Origin of the sequence: Streptomyces sp. NPDC096040 (assembly GCF_040303265.1) — a bacterium.
GTDB lineage: Bacteria > Actinomycetota > Actinomycetes > Streptomycetales > Streptomycetaceae > Streptomyces.
The window spans coordinates 45,809-65,868 of sequence record NZ_JBEOTA010000020.1 but is presented as its reverse complement, the minus strand read 5'-3'; the positions used below and the strand labels follow the sequence as shown (position 1 = coordinate 65,868).

Genomic DNA, 20,060 nt, shown 5'->3' with positions numbered 1-20,060 from the left:
ACAAGCAGCAGGCTTACGGGAAATCGAGTGCGTGCGGACCGAGGGGTGGGACGAGTCCCTCGGCTGCCGCCCGCGTGAGCAGTCCGCGTACCGCCGCGTAGCCGTCCTCGCCGAGTTCCGAGGTGAACTCGTTGACGTAGAGCCCGATGTGCTGGTCGGCGACGGCCGGGTCCATCTCCTGGGCGTGGGCCATGACGTACGGCCGGGAGGCCTCGGGGTCGTCCCAGGCCGCGTGGACGGACGTACGGATCGACTCGGCGAGCCGCGTGAGCGTCTCCGCGCCCAGCGAACGCTTCGCGATGATCGCGCCGAGCGGGATCGGCAGGCCCGTCGTGGTCTCCCAGTGCTCGCCCATGTCGGCGAGCTTGTGCAGCCCGTAGTTCTGGTAGGTGAAGCGCGCCTCGTGGATCACCAGCCCCGCGTCGACCTTCCCGTCCCGTACGGCCGGCATGATCTCGTGGAACGGCATGACCACGATCTCGCCGACTGCGCCGGCCGCCAGTGTGTCCGCGGCCCAGAGCCGGAACAGCAGATACGCCGTGGACTTCTCGCTCGGTACGGCGACGGTCCGGGCGGTGAGGTCCACCCCGGCCTCGCGGGTCAGCACCAGCGGCCCGCAGCCCCGGCCCAGCGCGCCCCCGCAGGGCAGCAGCGCGTACTCGTCGAGGATGTACGGCAGCACCGCGTACGACACCTTCAGCGCGTCCGACTCGCCGCGCTCGGCCATGCCGTTGGTGATGTCGATGTCCGCGAAGGTCACGTCGAGCGCGGGCGCGCCCGGGACGCGGCCGTGGGCGAGGGCGTCGAAGACGAAGGTGTCGTTCGGGCAGGGCGAGTAGGCGATCTGCAGGGGCTCACTGGTCATGTGGGTTCCAACTCTCCAAAGCGGGCGCGAGCTTCCCGAAGGCCTCTGTCAGGGCGGCCAGGGCGTCCGCGATGCGCCAGGCGGCTCGGTCGCGGGGGCCGACGGGGTTGGAGACCGCGCGTATCTCCAGTACGGGCACGCCGTGCGCGGCGGCCGCCTCGGCCACGCCGAAGCCCTCCATGGCCTCGGCGAGGGCGCGCGGGTGCCGGGCGCGCAGTTCGGCCGCGCGGGCGGCCGAGCCGGTCACGGTGGACACGGTGAGTACCGCTCCGGGGTGTGCTCCGGTCGCCTCGGCGGTGACTCGTACGAGTGGATCCGGCGGACGGTGGCTGACGGTCCCGAAACCCAGGTCGGTGACCGGTACGAACCCGTCGGCCGTCTCGGCGCCGAGATCCGCCACGGTGATCTCGTCGGCGACGACCAGGGAGCCCACGGGCGCCTGAGGCTGGAAACCGCCTGCGATCCCGGCGGAGACGACCAGGGCGTAGGGCCGGCCGTCGAGTGCGGCGGCGGTCAGGGCGGTCGCGGTACCGGCCGCGGCCAGGGCCGGGCCGACCCCGGCGGCGAGGAGGTCGTACCCCTGGCGTCCCCCGCGGGTGCGGTGCAGCAGGGCCGAGCCCGGCAGCCGTACCTCGGTCGTGGCGTCGGTGAACGCCCGTGCCACCGCGTCCCGTTCGGCGGGGACCGCGGTGGCCACGAGGATGCGTACGGCGGACGTGGTCAGGCGTCCTTCTTGAGCTTGAAGGACCACAGGCCCAGCACCGACTTGCCGCCCTCCTTGATGGAGACGAGGGTCGAGTTGCCGGAGGCGCCGTACTGGGCGTTGAAGAACACGCTGCCCGGGATGGTGCGGTAGGTCTTGGTGCTGGAGTCGGTGAGCGCCTGACCGTTCATCAGGATCGTCCAGCCGTTGTCCGCGATCTTCGGGTCGACGCCGAAGCGGACGGTGGCGTCCGGGTCCACCTTGATGGACTTGATCCCGGTGTCCTTCAGGCAGTTCGCGAGGGAGGCCGTGTTCAGGGCCTTACCGTCGTTGTAGCAGCTGGCCTCGGAGTTGACCGAGCTCGTACCGACGGTGATCGTGGCGATCGGCGTCGGCTTGTCACAGGCCGACAGAACGAGCAGTCCGGCGGAAACGGCGCCGGCGGCGGCGACGACGCGGCGGCGTCGCGAGCGGGATTGCAGCGTGGTCATGGCCGAAGGCTATCTGGAGCACCCGGCCCGCTCCCCATGTGGGGTACGGCGTGCCCGGTTCGTTACGCCAGCCGCGCCCCTCAGGCCACCCTCGGCCGGGTACGGGTGCCGTGCCGGGCCGAGCTGACCAGGCCACGCAGGGTGGTCAGCCAGCCGGCGGCCACGATCGCGGCGGCCACCACCAGGCCCAGGGTGCCGTTCAGCGGCATCACGATGCCCACCGCGCCGCCGAACACCCAGGCCATCTGGAGCAGCGTCTCCGAGCGGGCGAACGCCGAGGTGCGCACCTGCTCCGGCACGTCCCGCTGGATCAGCGCGTCCAGGCACAGCTTGGCCAGCGCCTGCGCGAAGCCGGCCACCGCGGCGAGGACGGCCACCAGGAAGGCGCCGAAGAACAGGGCCGCGACGATCGCCGTCCCCAGCACCACGGCGACCACCGTCACGATGATGATCTCCGGCGACCGGGAGCGCAGCCAGGCGCCCACCGCCGTGCCGAGCGCGTTGCCCGCGCCCGCGGAGACGCCCACTATCCCTAAGGACACCGCCGCGCTCTCGCCGGTCAGCGGGTGCTCGCGGAGCAGGAACGCCAGGAAGAAGATCAGGAAGCCGGAGAGACAGCGCAGGGCCGCGTTCGCGCCGAGCGCGTGGGTGACGGCGGGCCCGACCGTCCGCAGCCCCGGCCGCTTCGTCTCTTTCCGGAGCGGGCCGTGCAGATGCTCCTCGTCGGCGGCGAGCAGCGCCACGTCCTCGCCCTTGGCCGAGTCGACCTTCGGGGGGAGGGTGAAGGAGAGAAACGTACCGGCCACGAAGATCACGAAGGCACCGTAGAGCGGCCAGGGGTCGCCGATGGCGTGCAGCCCGGCCCCGATCGGGGCGGCCACACCGGTGGCGAGCAGCCCGGCGAGGGTGACCCGTGAATTGGCCTTCACGAGGGAGAACCGGGGCGGCAGCAGCCGGGGCACGACGGCACTGCGCACCACGCCGTACGCCTTGGACGCGACCAGCACCCCGAGCGCGGCCGGATACAGCTCCAGGCTGCCCCCGGCCACCGCCCCCGAGATGATCAGCGCGAGCAGCGCCCGGGCGAGCATCGCGCCGGCCATCGCGGCGCGGCGGCCGTGTGGAAGCCGGTCGAGAAGGGGGCCGATGACCGGGGCGAGAACGGTGAAGGGCGCCATGGTGATGGCGAGATAGAGCGCGACCCGCCCCCGGGCCTCGTCGGTGGGCACGGAGAAGAACACGGTGGAGGCCAGAGCGACGGTGATCATGACATCACCGGCGCCGTTGACCGCGTGCAGCTCGATCAGCTTGCCGAGGCCGGACTCACCGGCGCCGTGCGCGTGCGTGGCCTTGCGGATACCCCGGGCGGTGCCGGTCACGGGGAAGTGCAGGGCACGCCCGACCGAGCGGACGGCACCGCGCACCCGGCCCGCACCGCTACCGACCCCGACGGTGCGTTGGGGGGACTTCGCGGTTGCCACGTCGTTCATAGTGCCCTGAGACGACAGTTCCTAGTGCACTTTGTAACCAAGCGAGTCGGAGAGTGCACGAGTGGAGCGGCCCTCCAGGGGCGCGGGGCTGTACCGATCGTGGCTCCGCCGCGTGGGCGCGACCAGCCCCCACCCACCCGCGCGGACCCCACAGCCCGACGCGGCACCCCCCCGGCTGTCGGCCCCCCGCCGCCGCGCAGGCGTCGCGGCGGACTGTCCCCCACTACCGGCGACGGGGTAGCGTGCGTATCTCAGCCATAAAGCACAATGGATGGCAGAGGTGCGCCCGAGAGCGATCGGACGCGGACGTCGATGCGGCCCACAGGTCCGCTCCGTCCGCCCCACCGCCGGAGGCAGCCGCACTCGTGAGACGGCGTAGGAGAGAAGCGATACCTGTGAGCGCAGCGACAACGCGAAGCCGCACCCCCGACCGTCTGTGCGCCGAGGCGGTCGACCTCGCGCGGACCGCCGCCGAGGAGGCCGCCGCACCCGGAGTGGTCGGCGAGCACGCCGGAGCGGTGGCGGAGGGCGACCGCGTCGTCACGCACTTCTTCGAGTGCAAGGAACTCGGGTACCGCGGCTGGCGCTGGGCCGTGACGGTGGCCCGAGCCTCTCGCGCCAAGATCGTCACGCTGGACGAGGTGGTCCTCCTCCCCGGCTCCGACGCCCTCCTCGCCCCCGAGTGGGTGCCGTGGAGCGAGCGGCTGCGCCCCGGCGACATGGGCCCTGGCGACCTGCTCCCCACCGAGGCCGAGGACCTCCGTCTGGAGCCCGGCTACACCGGCGAGGACGGACCGGAGCCGAACTCTCCGGTCTCGGAGGAGATGGAGGAGCTGGCGGAGGCGGAGGACGCCGAGGTCACCGCGGGCACGCCCGCGCATCTGCCCACCGTCCCCTCCCGGGGCACGATCGCCTCGGTCGCCGAGGAACTGGGCATGCGCCGCGCCCGCGTCCTGTCCCGCTACGGCCTGCACATCGCCGCCGACCGCTGGGAGGAGTCGTTCGGCGCCAAGACCCCGATGGCCCAGGCGGCCCCCGCGACGTGCGTCAGCTGCGGCTTCCTCACCCCCATCGGCGGCTCCCTGGGCCAGGCCTTCGGCGTCTGCGCCAACGAGTTCTCCCCGGCCGACGGCCGGGTCGTCTCCTTCGCCTACGGCTGCGGCGGCCACTCGGAGGCCGCGGTCATGCCGAAGCCTCCGGTGGTGGCACCCCCGGTGATCGACGAGACCCGCGTGGACCCCTTCCCGCTCCGCCCCGCCTCCGACTCCGGCTCGGTACCGGCGACGGAGGACGAGACGTCGGCGGAACTGGGCCACTCGTAGCCGCTCCCTCTTGTAGTGACGGCCCCTCAGCCCCGTCGCCGTCACCCCGGTTCCCGAGCGCCGGCAGGAACGCGCCGGCCGCCGCCCCCACGGCCACCAGCAGGGCACCCCGCGGGCCGTGGCTTTCGGCCGGCGGCCCCGGCACGGCCTGGCCGGCCGCGGTGCCCAGCGGACCGGCGGCGCACAGGAGCGTCATCGCGGTCGTGACACGGCGCGGTGGGGCGAGGCGTTCGGTCAGGGCGTAGAGGATGATCATGTAGGGCGCCACGGGGAGGCCCGCCGCCGTCGGTGTCGGACCGGGGGTCGGGTGTCCGCTTCTCGGCTGATCGGGTCGGGTGGGCGGGTGGGTGGGTCCTCGGCGCGCGGTACCTTCGTCCTCACGTCGACGAGGAGAGTGAACGTGAGCAAGTTCGTGCGGCCCGCCGCCGAGGGCGCCGACCCCTTCGGCACCGCCCGCCTGCGCCGCGGTGTCCTCGACGCCTGGGCCACCAGCCCCGCCCGGTTCCGTGAGGACGCCAACGCCGAGGAGGACCTGGTCCTCGGCGGCTACCGGGACCGGCTCGTCGTGGAGCTCGCCCAGAACGCCGCCGACGCGGCCGCCCGCGCCGGAGTCCCCGGCCGGTTCCGGCTCACCCTCCGCGACGGAGTCCTGTTCGCCGCCAACACCGGCGCCCCGCTGGACGCGGCCGGCGTCGAGTCCCTCTCCACCCTGCGCGCCTCCGCGAAGCGGGAGGAGACCGAGAGTGCCGTCGGCCGGTTCGGCGTCGGCTTCGCCGCCGTGCTGGCCGTCACCGACGAGCCGGCGGTCGTGGGGCGGCACGGCGGGGTGCGCTGGTCGCTCGCCGAGGCCCGGGAGCTGGCCGAGGAGACCGCAGGCCACAGCTCGGGGCTCGGGGACGAGATTCGCCGCCGGGACGGCCATGTGCCGCTGCTCAGGCTCCCGTTCGCCGCCGAGGGCACCGCCCCGGACCCGTACGACACGGTCGTGATCCTGCCGCTCAGGGACACGGCGGCCACCGATCTCGCCGAACGCCTCCTCGCCGCCGTCGACGACGCCCTCCTGCTCGCCCTGCCGGGTCTGGAAGAGGTCGTGATCGAGAGCGGCGACACCGTGCGCACCCTGCGCCGCGGCACCGACGGCGCGCTCACCGTCGTAGACGACTCGCAGGAGGGCACGACCCGCTGGCGTACCGTCTCCGCGCACGGCTCGCTCACCCCGGAGCTGCTGGCCGACCGGCCGGTGGAGGAGCGGCTGCGCCCGCACTGGTCGCTGACCTGGGCCGTGCCCACGGACGGCGCGGGCGCTCCCGACCGGCCGCGCACCGCCGCCGTCCTGCACGCCCCCACCCCCAGCGACGAGCCCCTCGGCGTCCCCGCCCTCCTCATCGCGTCCTTCCCCCTCGACACCACCCGCCGGCACACCGCCCCCGGCCCGCTCACCGACTTCCTGGTGCAGCGCGCGGCCGACGCGTACGCCGAACTCCTCGCCGACTGGCGGCCGGTGGGGGAGGGGATCATCCACCTGGTGCCCGGCCCGCTCGGCAAGGGCGAGCTGGACGGCGCGCTGCGCCAGGCGATCCTGGAGCGGCTGCCACGGACCGCGTTCCTGCCGCCCGCCGTCGAGGCCGGCGACGACAGCGAACTCCCGGAGGCACTGCGGCCGCGTGACGCCGAGATCGTGGAAGGGGCGGGCGCGGACACGGTCCGCGTACTCGCCGAGGTCCTCCCCACCCTCCTGCCCGCCGGTCTTGAACGCCGCGTCGAGCTGCGGACGTTGTCCGTCACCCGTCTCCCGCTCGCCGACGCGGTCGACCGCCTCGCCGGCCTGGAGAAGGACCCGGACTGGTGGTGGCGGCTCTACGACAGCCTCGCGGGCGTCGACCCGGAACGGCTGTCCGGGCTGCCCGTGCCGCTGGCCGACGGACGGACCACCATCGGTCCGCGCCAGGTCCTGATCCCCACCCCGGACGCGGCCATCGACCCCGAGGTCCTCGCCCGGCTCGGCCTCAAGGTCGCCCACCGGGACGCCGCCCACCCCCTCCTGGAGAAGCTCGGCGCGCTTCCCGCGAGCCCGCGTGCGGTCCTCACCACCCCGCAGGTACGGGCCGCCGTGGCCGCCTCCCTGGACGACGAGGGAGCCGTGAACTGGGAGGAGGACGCCCCGGACGCCGAGGAGTTGGCGGACACGGTCCTCGCCCTGGTCAGGGACGCGGGCCTGGAACCCGGCGACGAGCCCTGGCTGGGCGCCCTGGCCCTGCCCGACGAGGACGGCGAGCCGGCCCCCGCTGGTGAACTCGTCTTCCCCGGCAGCCCGTTCGCCCGGGTGATCCGCGAGGACGAACTGGCCGCCGTGGACGCCGAACTGGCGGAGAAGTGGGGCGAACAGCCGTTGGCCGCCTGCGGGGTGCTCGCGAACTTCGCGCTCGTCCGCGCCACCGACGTCGTCCTGGACCCCGACGAACTGGAGCCCCGCGAAGGCGACTTCGCGGAACCTGATGACGCCGGCCTCCTTGACGCCGTCGACGTCTGGTGCGAGGACATCCTCGACCGCTTCCCGGACACACCCGTCCCCCCGGTCGCCACCGAGCTGATCGCCGTCCGCGACCTCGACCTCGTCGACGAGGACCACTGGCCCGAGGCCCTCGCCCTGCTCGCCCAACCGCCGCTGCGGGACGCCCTCACCCAGCCGGTCCGCATCCTGCTGCCGGACGGCACCCACGAGGTCGTACGGCCGTACACGGCGTGGTGGCTGCGCGGCCACCCCGTCCTCGACGGCCGCCGCCCCGCCGGTCTGCTGGCCTCGGGCGGCGACCCGCTGCTGCGCGGCCTCTACGAGGAGGCCGACGCGACCGGCTTCGAGGACGAGCAGGTGCTGCGGGCGCTCGGGGTACGGACCTCGGTCGCCGCCCTCCTCGACGAGCCGGGCGGCGCCGCCGAACTCCTGGACCGCCTGGCCGACCCGGACCGCTCGGTCACCGGCGCCCAACTGCACGCCCTGTACGGCGCGCTGGCGGACCTGGACCCCGAGCAGGTGACCCTCCCCGACGAGCTGCGGGCGGTGGTCGACGGCCGGGTGGAGGTCGTGGACGCGGCCGACGCGGTGGTCGTCGACTCCCCGGACCTGCTGCCGTTCACGACCGGCGTCCCGCTGCTCCCGGTACGGCCCGCCCGCGCCGCCGAACTGGCCGAACTGTTCCAGGTGCGGCGGCTGAGCGAGTCGGTGACGGGCTCGGTCGACTCGGAGGGCACCGAACACGACGTCCCCGAGCCGGTCCGCGTCCTGCTCGGCCCGCGCACCCCGGAGACCTACGTCGAACACGAGGAGCTGGTGGTCGACGGCGTCGAGATCGACTGGCGGCTCACCGGCGACGGCGTCCTGCACGCCGCCACCCTGGAGGGCGTCGCCGCCGGCCTCGCCTGGGCAGCGGGCCAGTGGCCGCGCCGCTTCGAGGTGGCGGCCCTGCTGGAGGACCCGTCACGGACGGAGGAACTGGCCCGGGACCGCTGGTTCGACTGACCCTCCTCGCACAGGAGCCTCTTCACGCAAATTCCTCGACTTCCGTACAACCGTTCCCCCATCTCCCGAGTCTGATCACGGGAGTCACAAGACTCACTGATCAACCGGGCCCCGGTGGCAGGACGAACCGTGGGGGACGACCGCCGTCGGGGCCTCTGCCAACGTGGGGAACTCATGCGCATACGAGCCATCGGGGCCGGCATCACCGGCGCCCTGGCCCTGTCCGCCTTCGCCGTGCCGGTCGCGCAGGCGGACGAGGTCGCCGGCGACACCACGATCTCGAACGTCGTGGTGAACGGCGGCAAGTCCGTCGTCGTCGCTGCGACCTCGACGAAGACCATCACGGTCACCTTCACCGCCAAGGACGACTCGGGCGTCAAGTCGGCCATGGCCATCCTGTGGCACGGCAGCACCTTCGACACGTCCGACAGCGGCGCCGTGGCCAACAGCAGCAACCACTACGCCACGTGCACCGCTGTGAACGCCACCACCTCGAACTGCAAGGCGTCCTTCGACTTCGAGCCGGGCTACAACGCCATCAACGCGGTCGCCGGTACCTGGAAGGTCTGGGGGATCGCCTCCGGCAAGGACGCCGACTACGTCCAGAAGGACAACGTCAAGACCTTCAAGGTGCTGCGCCAGGCCAAGCTCACGGCCAACGCGACCCCGGAGCCGGTGAAGAAGGGCAAGACCATCACGGTCACCGGCTCTCTGACCCGCGCCAACTGGGACGCCGGCAAGTACTCGGGCTACGGCAGCCAGTCGGTGGCGCTGCAGTTCCGCAAGAAGGGTTCCAGCACGTACACGAACGTCAAGGGCATCAAGTCGTCCTCGACGGGCGCCCTCAAGACGACGACCACGGCGACGGTGGACGGCTACTACCGCTTCTCCTTCGCGGGCAACGGGACCACGGGCGCGGTCAGCGCTACGGGCGACTTCATCGACGTCAAGTAGTTCGGCTTTCCGGGGCGAAGGGAATGCCTTCGCCCCGTCACCACCCCCCACGCCTCCTCTCTTCCCTCCCCTTCTCCGAGGAAGCACATGCGCATACGCACCACCGTGGCCGCCGTCTCCGGCGCCCTGGCCCTCTCCGCTCTCGCCGTGCCGGCCTCGCAGGCCGCCGGCGGATCTTCCTACAGCCCCTCCGACCTGGCGAAGCTCGTCCAGGCGCAGCACAAGACCGCTGGCCGGTCGGCGTACACCGCGTCGACCGCCGACGACACCGGTGTGCCGTACACGCTGGATCTTTCCTTCTCCAACGTGAAGGTCAACAACGGCAAGCCGATCGTCGCGGGCACCACCACGCACACGAAGGCCCCCGTCACCTTCACCGTGACGCACGCCGCCGACATCGACATCCACGCGGACGATTTCCTCATGGACGTCGAGATTTACCGCGGCTCCTTCGACAACCCGACGAACGAGCTGTTCGGCGACGACTGGCCGACCTGCACGGACACCTCGACGACGACCGCGAGCTGCACCGGCACCATCGACGTCTACGCCGACGAGGAACTGTCGAACGCCGACGCCACCACCTGGAAGGGGGTCGGTTACGCCATCGCCCTCAACGGTCAGGACCCGACCTCCGACAACGTGGACCTCAGCAAGGTTGGTTACGTCGACCAGGACAACCTGGCCAAGGTGCCGCTCCAGCGTCTGTCCAAGTTGACGGTCAACGCCGCCCCGGAGCCGGTGAAGAAGGGCAAGACCCTCACGGTCACCGGCACGCTGACCCGCGCCAACTGGGACGACGGCAAGTACCACGGCTACGCCACCCAGTCCGTGCGGCTGCAGTTCCGCAAGAAGGGCACCAGCACCTACACGAACGTCAAGGGCATCAAGTCGTCCTCGACGGGCGCCCTGAAGACCACCACCACGGCGACGGTGTCCGGCTACTACCGCTTCTCCTTCGTCGGCACCTCGACGACCCCGGCGGCCAACGCGACGGGTGACTACGTCGGCGTGAAGTAGCAGCGACGGCAGCACTCCGGCCGTGGAGTAATCCCATGGAGACGTAATCCGGTCGCAAAAGAATCAGAATCTGACCGGATTACGTCTCACCCTGCCAGTCGGTGAAGCTCCAGTTCCGCAAGAAGGGCTCCAGCACCTACACCACGCTGAAGACCATCAAGTCGTCCTCCATGGGCGCCCTGAAGACGACCACCACGGCGACGGTCGACGGCTACTACCGCTACCGGGATTCATTCGCAGTGCTCCGGCCTTCAGGCCGGGGGTGAAGCGAATCCTGGGGTTGCGACGCGGAGCGTCGCGGTGGTGTTCGGCGGAGCCGGACCCTGCTTGTGACGGTGACGGGTCGTTCACATGTTCCCGGTGACGGCGTGGGTTCGATTTGCCTACTGTGATCGTCATGCAGCTCCGGTACGCCTTCAGGTTGTACCCCGATGTCGCTCAGCAGGCCGCGCTGGCCAGGGCGTTCGGGTGCGCCCGCGTCGTGTTCAACGACGCCGTGCGTGCCCGTGAAGACGCCCGTAAGGCCGGGCTGCCGTTCCCGACGGCCGGTCAGCTGTCCACGCGCCTGATCACCCAGGCGAAACGGACAGCCGGGCGGTCCTGGCTCGGTGAGGTCTCCGCGGTGGTGCTCCAGCAGTCCCTGCGCGACGCCGAGGCCGCGTACCGCAACTTCTTCGCCTCCCTCACGGGCACCCGCAAGGGACCGAAGGTGGGCCCGCCCCGCTTCAAGTCCCGCAAGGACACGCGGCAGTCGATCCGGTTCACCGCCAACGCCCGCTGGAACATCACCGGCAGTGGCCGTCTGAGCCTGCCGAAGATCGGCGCGGTGCAGGTGAAATGGTCCCGCACCCTGCCCACCACCCCCACCTCCGTCACCGTCGTCAAGGACGCGGCCGGCAGATTCTTCGCCTCCTTCGTCATCGACACCGACCCCGCCGCCGACGCGGCCCGGATGCCGCAGACCGACCGCACCATCGGCATCGATCTCGGCCTCACCCTCCCCCAGACTCCGTCCGGGGGGACCCCCATCGCGGTCCTCTCCGACGGCACGAAGATCGACTCCCCGCGCTTCCTGCGGCGCGCGGAGAAGAAGCTGAGGAAGGCCCAGCAGGAACTGTCCCGCAAGCAGAAGGGATCAAAGAACCGGGCCAGGGCCCGCCTTAAGGTCGCCCGCGCCCACGCCAAGGTCACCGACGCACGCCGTGAGTTCCACCACCAGCTCTCCGCGAAGCTGATCTCCGAGAACCAAGGGATCGCCGTGGAGGACCTGTCGGTGGCGGGACTGGCCCGCACGAAGCTGGCCAAGTCGGTGCACGACGCCGGATGGGCACAGTTCATCAGCATGCTCGAGTACAAAGCGGAACGGTACGGCCGCACCCTGGTCAGGATCGGCCGGTTCATTCCGACCTCCCAGACGTGTTCCACCTGCGGTGCTGTGGACGGACCCAAACCCCTGAATGTGCGGGAATGGACCTGTTCCGCCTGTGGCACCGTCCACGACCGGGACCACAACGCCGCACTCAATGTGAAAACGGCCGCTGGACTGGCGGTATCGGCCTGCGGAGCGCCGGTAAGACCAGGAGCAATCCCGGCACAGCGCGAAGAAACAGGAAGCCACGGATTCCCGACCGGAAACCGTGCCGCGTAGCGGCACAGCAACCAGTCGAGAAGGCCAGAATCCTCGCCCCTTCGGGGCGAGGAGCGTGTCAATCCTTCGCGGGTACCTCGATCGACCGCGACCGACCTCGACGACCCCGGCGGTCAGCGCCACGGGCGACTACGTCGACGTGCAGTAGTCCCACCGGAACCGAACGGCCGCCCCACCGGTGTCTCACCGGTGGGGCGGCCGTCCTTCGGGCGCTCACACCGGGAAGCGGCGCTCGACCCACTTCCACAGGAACTCCAGCACCGCCGACGCCACCACCGCCACGCCCACCGCGGTCCACGGCATCACGTCCCCCACCAGCTTCAGCGCGAAGAAGCTCTGCAGTGCCGGTACGGCGAGTACGAACACGAAGGCCACGCCCATCGAGGCCACCAGGACAACCCGCCACCAGGTGTAGGGGCGGGCGATGATCGCCAGGATCCACATCGAGATCAGGAACAGGGTGAGCGTGGCCGCGCTGGTCTCCGCGTCCAGGGAGCCCGGACCCGTGTAGTAGTGGCGGGCGAGCAGATACGTCACGAAGGTCGCGACACCGGCCACCACCCCACCCGGGATCGAGTAGCGCATCACGCGGCGGACGAAGTGGGGCCTGGCCCGTTCCTTGTTGGGGGCGAGGGCCAGGAAGAAGGCCGGGATGCCGATGGTGAGGGTGGACAGCAGGGTCAGGTGCCGCGGCAGGAAGGGATATTCGACCTGCCAGCAGACCACGAACACCGCGAGCAGGACCGAGTAGACCGTCTTGACCAGGAACAGGGTGGCGACTCGGGTGATGTTGCCGATCACCCGCCGCCCCTCGGCGACCACCGAGGGCAGTGTGGCGAAGCTGTTGTCGAGGAGAACGATCTGCGCGACCGCACGGGTGGCCTCGGAGCCCGAGCCCATCGAGACACCGATGTCGGCGTCCTTCAGGGCGAGAACGTCGTTCACGCCGTCCCCGGTCATCGCGACCGTGTGCCCGCGTGACTGCAACGCCCCGACCATGTCCCGCTTCTGCTGCGGGGTGACCCGGCCGAAGACGGTTCCTTCGTCGAGGGCATCGGCCATCTCGCCGCGCTCCGCGGGCAGCCGGCGCGCGTCCACCGTCGTACCGCTCAGGCCGAGCTTCGCGGCCACCGCGCCGACCGACACCGCGTTGTCGCCGGAGATCACCTTCGCCCGGACCTCCTGGTCGGCGAAGTAGCGCAGGGTGTCGGCGGCGTCGGGCCGCAGCCGCTGCTCCAGGACCACGAGGGCGGTGGGGCCGGCGCCCTTCGCCACCTCCGGGTCGTCGAGGTCCCGGGTGGCGCGGGCCAGCAGCAGCACCCGCAGTCCCTGCTCGTTGAGGCGTACGGTTTCGGCCAACGCCGGGTTGTCGGCGGCGAGCAGCACGTCCGGCGCCCCCAGCAGCCAGGTGCTCAGTTCCCCGTCGCCCTCGCTGAAGGCCGCCCCGCTGTACTTGCGGGCGGAGGAGAAGGGCAGCGACTCGACACACCGCCAGTCCTCGCTGTCGGGATAGGCGTCGATGATCGCCTGGAGGGAGGCGTTCGGGCGAGGGTCCGACTCGCCCAACGAGCCCAGCACCTTGCGTACGTACGTCTCGTCGACCCCGTTGAGCGCCCGCAGCCCGGTGACGTCCATGCCGCCCTCGGTGAGCGTGCCGGTCTTGTCGAGGCAGACGGTGTCGACGCGGGCGAGACCCTCGATCGCGGGGAGTTCCTGGACCAGGACCTGCCGGCGGCCCAGCCGGATCACGCCGATCGCGAAGGCCACGGAGGTGAGCAGGACGAGACCCTCGGGGACCATCGGGACGATACCGCCGACCGTGCGGGCGACGGCGTCCTTGACCCCGTTGTTCTTGACGACGAGCTGGGTGGCGACCAGGCCGATGGCCGCCGGGACCATCATCCAGGTCACGTACTTGAGGATGGTGGAGATACCGGTGCGCAGCTCGGAGTGGACGAGCGTGAACCGGGAGGCCTCCTCGGCGAGCTGGGCCGCGTAGGCCTCCCGGCCGACCTTCGTCGCCGCGAACGCGCCCCCGCCGGCCACCACGAAACTCCCCGACATCACCCGGTCGCCGCGGCGTTTGACGACCGGGTCGGCCTCACCGGTGAGCAGCGACTCGTCGATCTCCAGGCCGTCGGCCTCGGCACACACCCCGTCCACGACGATCTTGTCGCCCGGGCCTACCTCTATGAGGTCGTCGAGCACGATCTCGCTGGTGCCCACTTCGACCGCGGCCCCGTCGCGGCGCACGGTCGGCCGCGCCTCGCCGATCACCGCGAGCGAGTCCAGGGTCTTCTTCGCCCGCCACTCCTGCACGATGCCGATGCCCGTGTTGGCGAGGATCACGAAGCCGAACAGGCTGTCCTGGATCGGGGCCACCCCGAGCATGATCACCCACAGCACACCGATGATCGCGTTGAACCGCGTGAAGACGTTCGCCCGCACGATCTCGCCGAACGAGCGGCTGCTGCGCACCGGTATGTCGTTCACCTGCCCGCGCGCGATCCGCTCCGCGACCTCGGCGGCGGTCAGCCCGCTCGTCCGGGCCGGGGCCGGCAGCGGGACCGGATGCACAGGGTCGAGTTCCGCGCCCGCGTCGATGTGCGTCATACGTCCGACGGTACGTGCGCATTTGCGCGTTCACCTGCCGAGTGCCCGGAAGATCCGACCAGGGGAGGAGTCAAGTCGTGCCCTGGTCGTAGAGCGGCCCCCAGGTCTCCTGCACGCGGCCTAGGTGAGCGGACCGCGGCGCGGCCTACAGGGCGCGGGCCGCTTCGGCCCGCCTGATGGCCGCGTCCCGCTTCTTCACGTACCAGACGCCGATCAGCCCGAGGCCGCCGCCGGCCAGGCAGGTCCACACCCACCAGGTGTGGCCGTGGTCGGCGAACCAGCCGTAGAAGGGGAGCTGGACCAGGAAGAGGACGAACCAGACGATCGTGCCGCCGACGACGGTCGGGACGACGGGGCCCTCCAGGGGCTCCGGCGCCTCGTGCTTGGGGGTCCACTTCGCCATGGGCCCTAGCTTACGCACCTCGGTGGTCTACGCGCGGAGATAGCCATCTGCCACTCATACGTTCATACTGAAACCGTTTGTGTCTGGCTACTTCTGATCGTAGGAACATCCAATGTCGACCCCGGCTTCCACTCAGGCCCCCGCCCCCGAACAGCCGGGTGCGACCCCCGCGTACGGCGCGCTCGACCGTTACTTCAAGATCTCCGAGCGGGGCAGCACCCTCGCCCGCGAGGTGCGCGGCGGCTTCGCCACGTTCTTCGCGATGGCGTACATCATCGTGCTGAACCCGATCATCCTCGGCAGCGCGAAGGACATGTACGGCCACCACCTCGACAACGGACAGCTGGTCACGGCCACCGTCGTCACCGCCGCCTTCACCACGCTGCTCATGGGTGTCATCGGCAACGTCCCGATCGCGCTCGCCGCCGGTCTCGGCGTGAACTCCGTCGTCGCCCTCCAACTGGCGCCCCGGATGTCCTGGCCGGACGCGATGGGCATGGTGGTCCTGGCCGGCTTCATCGTGATGCTGCTGGTCGCCAGCGGTCTGCGCGAGCGCGTGATGAACGCCGTGCCCTACAGCCTGCGCAAGGCGATCTCGATCGGTATCGGCCTGTTCATCATGCTGATCGGTCTCGTGGACTCCGGCTTCGTCAGCCGGATCCCGGACGCCGCCCAGACCACGGTCCCGCTCCAGCTCGGCGCCGACGGTCATCTCAACGGCTGGCCGGTCCTGGTCTTCGTGCTCGGCGCGCTGCTGACCCTCGCGCTGATCGTCCGCAAGGTCTCCGGCGCGATCCTGATCTCCATCGTCGCGATGACCGTGCTCGCGCTGATCATCAACGCCGTCGCCCATGTGACCTCCTGGGGCCTGACCACCCCGAAGTGGCCCGGCAACCCCCTCGCCACCCCGGACTTCGGCCTGCTCGGCAAGGTCAGCCTCTTCGGCGGCTTCGGCAAGGTCGGTGTGCTGACCGGCATCCTCTTCGTCTTCACCGTCCTGCTGTCCTGCTTCTTCGACGCCATGGGCACGATCATGGGCGTCAGCGACGAGGCCAAGCTGACCGACGCCCAGGGCTATATGCCGGGCATCAACAAGGTCCTCTTCATCGACGGAGTCGCGGTCGCCGCCGGCGGCGCCAGCTCCTCCTCCGCCACCACCTGCTTCGTGGAGTCGACGGCGGGCGTCGGCGAGGGCGCGCGCACCGGCTTCGCCAACGTCATCACCGGCGCGCTGTTCGCCGTGGCGCTGTTCCTGACCCCGGTCGCCACGATGGTCCCGTCCCAGGCGGCCACCCCGGCGCTGCTCGCGGTGGGCTTCCTGATCCTGGCCGGTTCGATCAAGGAGATCGACTGGGCCGACTACACCGTCGCGATCCCGGCCTTCGTGACGATGGTGATGATGCCGTTCACCTACTCGATCACGAACGGCATCGGCATGGGCTTCATCACCTTCGTGGTGCTGCGCCTGGCCGCCGGCCGGGGGAAGGAGATCCCGGTCGCGATGTACGTGGTCTCGGCCGTGTTCGCCTTCTACTACCTGATGCCGGCCCTGGGTCTCACCTGATCCTGAGCCTGATGCTGATCAGGCCGGGGTCTCATGTGACCTTGACCTGATCACCGTAGAACCTCTCCGTCTCCTCGACGGCGGCCGAGAACCGCTCGTCGAAGTCGTTGCGAATGAGCGTCCGGACCACATAGTCCTGGACGCTCATTCCCCTTTTCGCCGCATGGTGCCGGAGCCGGTCGAGCAGCTCTTTGTCTATCCGCAGGCTGAGCACACTGGTCCCCATGCATACGAGGGCGCCACATCCGGGCGTCCGATGCGTCACTTTCCGGATCCGGCTCACTCGTAAGGGTGACGATGGGGGTTCAGTGGTCGAGGTCACGGGCATATCGGCGTGTCCGAGTGGTCCTTAGGTAGGGTAATGAGTTACTCTAAAGACATGCCGGACCTTACCCATGGCGACGACGTGGCCGCCGTGAACTCCCTCCGCTCCGCCGTGATGCGACTCTCGCGACGGCTGAAGCACCAGCGGGTCGACGAGTCACTGAGCCCCACCGAGATGTCGGTACTGGGCACCCTCTCCAACTGCGGCCAGGCCACCCCCGGTGAGCTGGCCCGCAAGGAGCATGTGCAGCCGCCCTCGATGACCCGCATCGTGGCGCTGCTCGAAGCCAAGGGACTGGTCCGTCTGGAGCCGCACCCCGAGGACCGGCGCCAGAAGGTCGTCACCAAGACCGAGCAGGCCGAGGCGATGCTCGAAGAGAGCCGTCGCAAGCGCAACGCGTTCCTGGCCGGCCTGGTCGACGGCCTCGACGAGGACGAGTGGGCCAAGCTCCGTGCGGCCGCCCCCGTCCTGGAGAAACTCGCACACCTGTAAACCCCCTGACGAGGAGGCGAACGCACTTTGAGTACGGGATCCGGAGCACCTTCCGCCCCCGCACCGACCGCCCCTACTACCCCCGCATCCCGCAGGTCCTCGATGTTCGGCTCGCTGAAGGTCAGGAACTACCGCCTGTTCTTCGCGGGCCAGGTCGTCTCGAACATCGGCACCTGGATGCAGCGCATCGCCCAGGACTGGCTGGTCCTCAGCCTCACCGGCTCCGCGACCGCCGTCGGCGTCACCACCGCCCTGCAGTTCCTGCCGATGCTGCTCTTCGGCCTCTACGGCGGAGTCCTCGTCGACCGGCTGAACAAGCGGCGCGCACTTCTCGTCACCCAGTCGGCCATGGCCCTCACCGGCATCGCGCTCGCGCTGCTGACCCTCTCCGGCCATGTCCACGTCTGGCATGTCTACCTCGCCGCCTTCGCCGTCGGCCTCGCCACGGTTATCGACAACCCGGCTCGCCAGTCCTTCGTCTCCGAGATGGTCGGCCCGGACCAGTTGCAGAACGCGGTCAGCCTCAACTCCGCGAACTTCCAGTCGGCCCGACTGGTCGGCCCCGCCGTCGCCGGCCTGATGATCACCGGCGTCGGCACCGGCTACGCCTTCCTCTTCAACGGCCTGTCCTTCGTCGCCCCCATCGCCGGCCTGCTGCTGATGCGCGCGCGTGACCTGCACGTCGTGGAGCGGGCACCGAGAGGAAAGGGCCAGCTGCGGGAGGGCCTTCGCTATGTCAGCGGCCGTCCCGACCTGCTCTGGACGATCACCCTGGTCGGGTTCATCGGCACCTTCGGCTTCAACTTCCCCGTCTACCTCTCCGCCTTCGCGGACGACGTCTTCCACGCGGGCGCCGGCTCCTACAGCCTCTTCAACACCCTCATGGCGGTCGGCTCCCTGGCCGGCGCCCTGCTCGCGGCCAGACGCGGCACGGCCAAGCTGCGGGTGATGATCGCTGCGGCGGTCGCCTTCGGCGCACTGGAGCTGGTGGCCGCGACCGCCCCCTCGCTCTGGCTGTTCGCCCTGCTCATGGTCCCGATCGGCATGTTCGGCATGACGATCAACGTCACCGCCAACACCAGCATCCAGATGGGCACCGACCCGGCCATGCGCGGCCGGGTGATGGCCCTCTACATGATGGTCTTCCTCGGCGGCTCCCCGGTCGGCGCACCCATCGCCGGCTGGATCACGGACGCGTACGGCGTCCGCGCGGGCCTGGCGGTGGGCGGCGCCATCGCCGCCGCGGCGGCCGTGGTGATCGGCCTCGTCCTGGCCCGCCTCGGCAACCTGCGCCTGTCGGTCGGCTGGCACGGCGGCCACCCGCGGGTGCGGTTCGTCCCGCGGGAGAAGCAGGAGGAACTGGCCGCGGCCGCGTGAGACACGCACGGGGTACTGGCCCGGAGACGTACTACAGCCGCCGGGCCAGTACCTGTCCCGGCCAGTCGTTCCTGAACGTGTAGGTGTCGGTGCGGGTGAAGCCGTTGCCCTCGTAGTAGCGGACGAGCTTGCCGTCGGCGCCCGCGTAGCAGTCCACCCGCAGCAGTGACACCCCGGCCCGCCGGGTCTCCTCGGCCGCGTGCGCCAGCAGGGCGCTGCCCACGCCGTGCCCCCTGAACCGGCGGTCCGAGGCCAGCCAGTGGATGTACCGCTCGGGCTCACCGGGCGGCGGGAGATGCGCCAGATAGGCGCCGGGAGCGTCGGTGAGCGTGAGCGTGGCGGCCGGCACCCGGTCGGCCTCGGCGATGTAGGTCACGCCCTTGTCCTTGTAGTGGACGACCGACTCCGCCGTCTTCGAGTTCTCCGACAGCGGCGTGGTCCCCCACTGCTCGGTCCGCCCCTGGCCCACCAGCCACGCCACCGAGCTGTCGAGCATGCCGAGTATCGCGGGAACGTCGTCGGGGCCGCCTTCTCTGATGGTGATCTCCATCTCGCCATGATGGCAGGGTGGTCTGCATGAGACTCTTCGCAGCCGTGCTGCCCCCGCCCGAGGTGGCCGCCGAACTCGCCGCCGAGGTCGACCGGTTGAAGCGGTTGCCGGGTGCGGAGGCGCTGCGCTGGACCGGTCGCCCTGGCTGGCCCCGCGGCGGAGCCGCTGATTGGCACTTCACCATGGCGTTCTACGGCGAGGTCGAGGACGGGGTCGTACCGGACCTGTCGGACCGGCTGGCCCGCGCGGCCCACCGCACGCCGCCCTTCCGCCTGTCCGTCGCGGGTGGCGGCCAGTTCGGCCACGGCCGGGTCCTGTGGGCGGGCGCCGAGGGCGACCTGGAGACCCTCCGCCTGCTGGCCGACCGCGCGGAGGCGGCGGCCCGGAAGGCGGGCGTGGCGATGGGGGAGCACCGTCGCTACAAGGCCCACCTGACGGTGGCCCGCAGCCGGGACGCGGTGGAGGTACGGCCGTATCTCGCGCTGCTCGCCGAGTTCGCGAGCCGGACCTGGACGGTGGGGGAGCTGACGCTGGTGCGCAGCAACCTGCCGACGTCGGGAGTGCCGGGGGAGCAACCGCGGTACGAGGTGGTCGACCGCTGGGGGCTGGGGCCTGTCCGGCGGAACGGGTCGCGGGAAATCGGCGGTGCCTGATCGGTGCTGGTGAGCGGGGCGTGGTGTGTGCGGCCGCAAGGTGGGGGAGGCGTGGACCCGAAGACCCCGCCGC

General features: G+C 70.8%; 18 protein-coding genes. 10 read left to right on the top strand and 8 right to left on the bottom strand.

Features of this window, described 5'->3' with window-relative positions; translation table 11 throughout:
- Nucleotides 1-13: 13 nt before the first annotated feature.
- The 4 genes from ABTY98_RS26560 to ABTY98_RS26545 form a co-directional block, all read right to left on the bottom strand.
- Entirely contained in the window at nucleotides 14-865 is an 852-nt protein-coding gene (locus tag ABTY98_RS26560) for a 1,4-dihydroxy-6-naphtoate synthase (protein WP_352223489.1), read from the bottom strand.
- On the bottom strand, nucleotides 855-1,562 hold the full coding sequence (locus ABTY98_RS26555; RefSeq protein ID WP_502994363.1) for a futalosine hydrolase: 708 nt from the start codon (nucleotides 1,560-1,562) through the stop codon (nucleotides 855-857). Before ABTY98_RS26555 ends, ABTY98_RS26560 begins: the two co-directional genes overlap by 11 nt.
- A gap of 23 nt (nucleotides 1,563-1,585) precedes the next feature.
- Nucleotides 1,586-2,059 (bottom strand): DUF2771 domain-containing protein, encoded by a 474-nt coding sequence (locus ABTY98_RS26550; RefSeq protein WP_352223487.1) that lies wholly within the window; start codon nucleotides 2,057-2,059, stop codon nucleotides 1,586-1,588.
- A gap of 80 nt (nucleotides 2,060-2,139) precedes the next feature.
- Nucleotides 2,140-3,540, bottom strand: coding sequence for an MFS transporter (locus tag ABTY98_RS26545; protein WP_502994362.1), 1,401 nt, complete (start codon nucleotides 3,538-3,540; stop codon nucleotides 2,140-2,142).
- A gap of 404 nt (nucleotides 3,541-3,944) precedes the next feature.
- Here ABTY98_RS26545 and ABTY98_RS26540 point away from each other — a divergent pair, with 404 nt between their 5' ends.
- From ABTY98_RS26540 to ABTY98_RS26515, 6 genes are all read left to right on the top strand, one after another.
- Nucleotides 3,945-4,871 carry a DUF3027 domain-containing protein gene (locus tag ABTY98_RS26540; RefSeq protein WP_352223486.1) on the top strand — a complete coding sequence of 309 codons (927 nt, stop codon included), beginning with the start codon at nucleotides 3,945-3,947 and terminating at the stop codon, nucleotides 4,869-4,871.
- A gap of 400 nt (nucleotides 4,872-5,271) precedes the next feature.
- A complete protein-coding gene (locus ABTY98_RS26535; protein WP_352223485.1) occupies nucleotides 5,272-8,388 on the top strand; it encodes a sacsin N-terminal ATP-binding-like domain-containing protein in 3,117 nt (1,038 codons plus the stop codon).
- Nucleotides 8,389-8,562: 174 nt separating this feature from the next.
- The gene (locus ABTY98_RS26530; RefSeq protein WP_352223483.1) at nucleotides 8,563-9,342 is read left to right on the top strand and encodes a DUF5707 domain-containing protein; all 780 of its coding nucleotides are present in this window, start codon (nucleotides 8,563-8,565) and stop codon (nucleotides 9,340-9,342) included.
- A gap of 87 nt (nucleotides 9,343-9,429) precedes the next feature.
- Nucleotides 9,430-10,362 carry a hypothetical protein gene (locus tag ABTY98_RS26525; RefSeq protein WP_352223482.1) on the top strand — a complete coding sequence of 311 codons (933 nt, stop codon included), beginning with the start codon at nucleotides 9,430-9,432 and terminating at the stop codon, nucleotides 10,360-10,362.
- 101 nt (nucleotides 10,363-10,463) lie between these two features.
- On the top strand, nucleotides 10,464-10,628 hold the full coding sequence (locus ABTY98_RS26520) for a hypothetical protein (protein WP_352223481.1): 165 nt from the start codon (nucleotides 10,464-10,466) through the stop codon (nucleotides 10,626-10,628).
- Between the two features lie 131 nt (nucleotides 10,629-10,759).
- Nucleotides 10,760-12,010 (top strand): RNA-guided endonuclease InsQ/TnpB family protein, encoded by a 1,251-nt coding sequence (locus ABTY98_RS26515; RefSeq protein WP_352223480.1) that lies wholly within the window; start codon nucleotides 10,760-10,762, stop codon nucleotides 12,008-12,010.
- Nucleotides 12,011-12,223: 213 nt separating this feature from the next.
- Here the strand turns inward: ABTY98_RS26515 and ABTY98_RS26510 are convergent, their stop codons facing one another.
- Both ABTY98_RS26510 and ABTY98_RS26505 read right to left on the bottom strand, forming a co-directional pair.
- A complete protein-coding gene (locus tag ABTY98_RS26510; protein WP_352223479.1) occupies nucleotides 12,224-14,623 on the bottom strand; it encodes an HAD-IC family P-type ATPase in 2,400 nt (799 codons plus the stop codon).
- A 145-nt stretch (nucleotides 14,624-14,768) separates the two neighbouring features.
- Nucleotides 14,769-15,026, bottom strand: a complete 258-nt coding sequence (locus ABTY98_RS26505; protein ID WP_352223478.1) for a DUF2530 domain-containing protein — start codon at nucleotides 15,024-15,026, stop codon at nucleotides 14,769-14,771.
- A gap of 112 nt (nucleotides 15,027-15,138) precedes the next feature.
- On the opposite strand from ABTY98_RS26505, the gene ABTY98_RS26500 reads away from it, so the two are divergent.
- Complete coding sequence (locus ABTY98_RS26500) at nucleotides 15,139-16,590, top strand: NCS2 family permease (protein WP_352223477.1); 1,452 nt, start codon at nucleotides 15,139-15,141, stop codon at nucleotides 16,588-16,590.
- Nucleotides 16,591-16,621: 31 nt separating this feature from the next.
- Here ABTY98_RS26500 and ABTY98_RS26495 read toward each other — a convergent pair whose 3' ends face one another.
- A complete protein-coding gene (locus ABTY98_RS26495; RefSeq protein ID WP_352223476.1) occupies nucleotides 16,622-16,816 on the bottom strand; it encodes a YlcI/YnfO family protein in 195 nt (64 codons plus the stop codon).
- A gap of 153 nt (nucleotides 16,817-16,969) precedes the next feature.
- On the opposite strand from ABTY98_RS26495, the gene ABTY98_RS26490 reads away from it, so the two are divergent.
- Nucleotides 16,970-17,407, top strand: coding sequence for a MarR family winged helix-turn-helix transcriptional regulator (locus ABTY98_RS26490; RefSeq protein WP_351711436.1), 438 nt, complete (start codon nucleotides 16,970-16,972; stop codon nucleotides 17,405-17,407).
- Nucleotides 17,408-17,434: 27 nt separating this feature from the next.
- Nucleotides 17,435-18,784 carry an MFS transporter gene (locus tag ABTY98_RS26485; RefSeq protein ID WP_352223475.1) on the top strand — a complete coding sequence of 450 codons (1,350 nt, stop codon included), beginning with the start codon at nucleotides 17,435-17,437 and terminating at the stop codon, nucleotides 18,782-18,784.
- Between the two features lie 31 nt (nucleotides 18,785-18,815).
- Here the strand turns inward: ABTY98_RS26485 and ABTY98_RS26480 are convergent, their stop codons facing one another.
- Entirely contained in the window at nucleotides 18,816-19,334 is a 519-nt protein-coding gene (locus tag ABTY98_RS26480; RefSeq protein ID WP_352223474.1) for a GNAT family N-acetyltransferase, read from the bottom strand.
- Nucleotides 19,335-19,360: 26 nt separating this feature from the next.
- On the opposite strand from ABTY98_RS26480, the gene thpR reads away from it, so the two are divergent.
- Nucleotides 19,361-19,987, top strand: a complete 627-nt coding sequence (thpR, locus tag ABTY98_RS26475) for an RNA 2',3'-cyclic phosphodiesterase (RefSeq protein WP_352223473.1) — start codon at nucleotides 19,361-19,363, stop codon at nucleotides 19,985-19,987.
- Nucleotides 19,988-20,060: the final 73 nt, after the last annotated feature.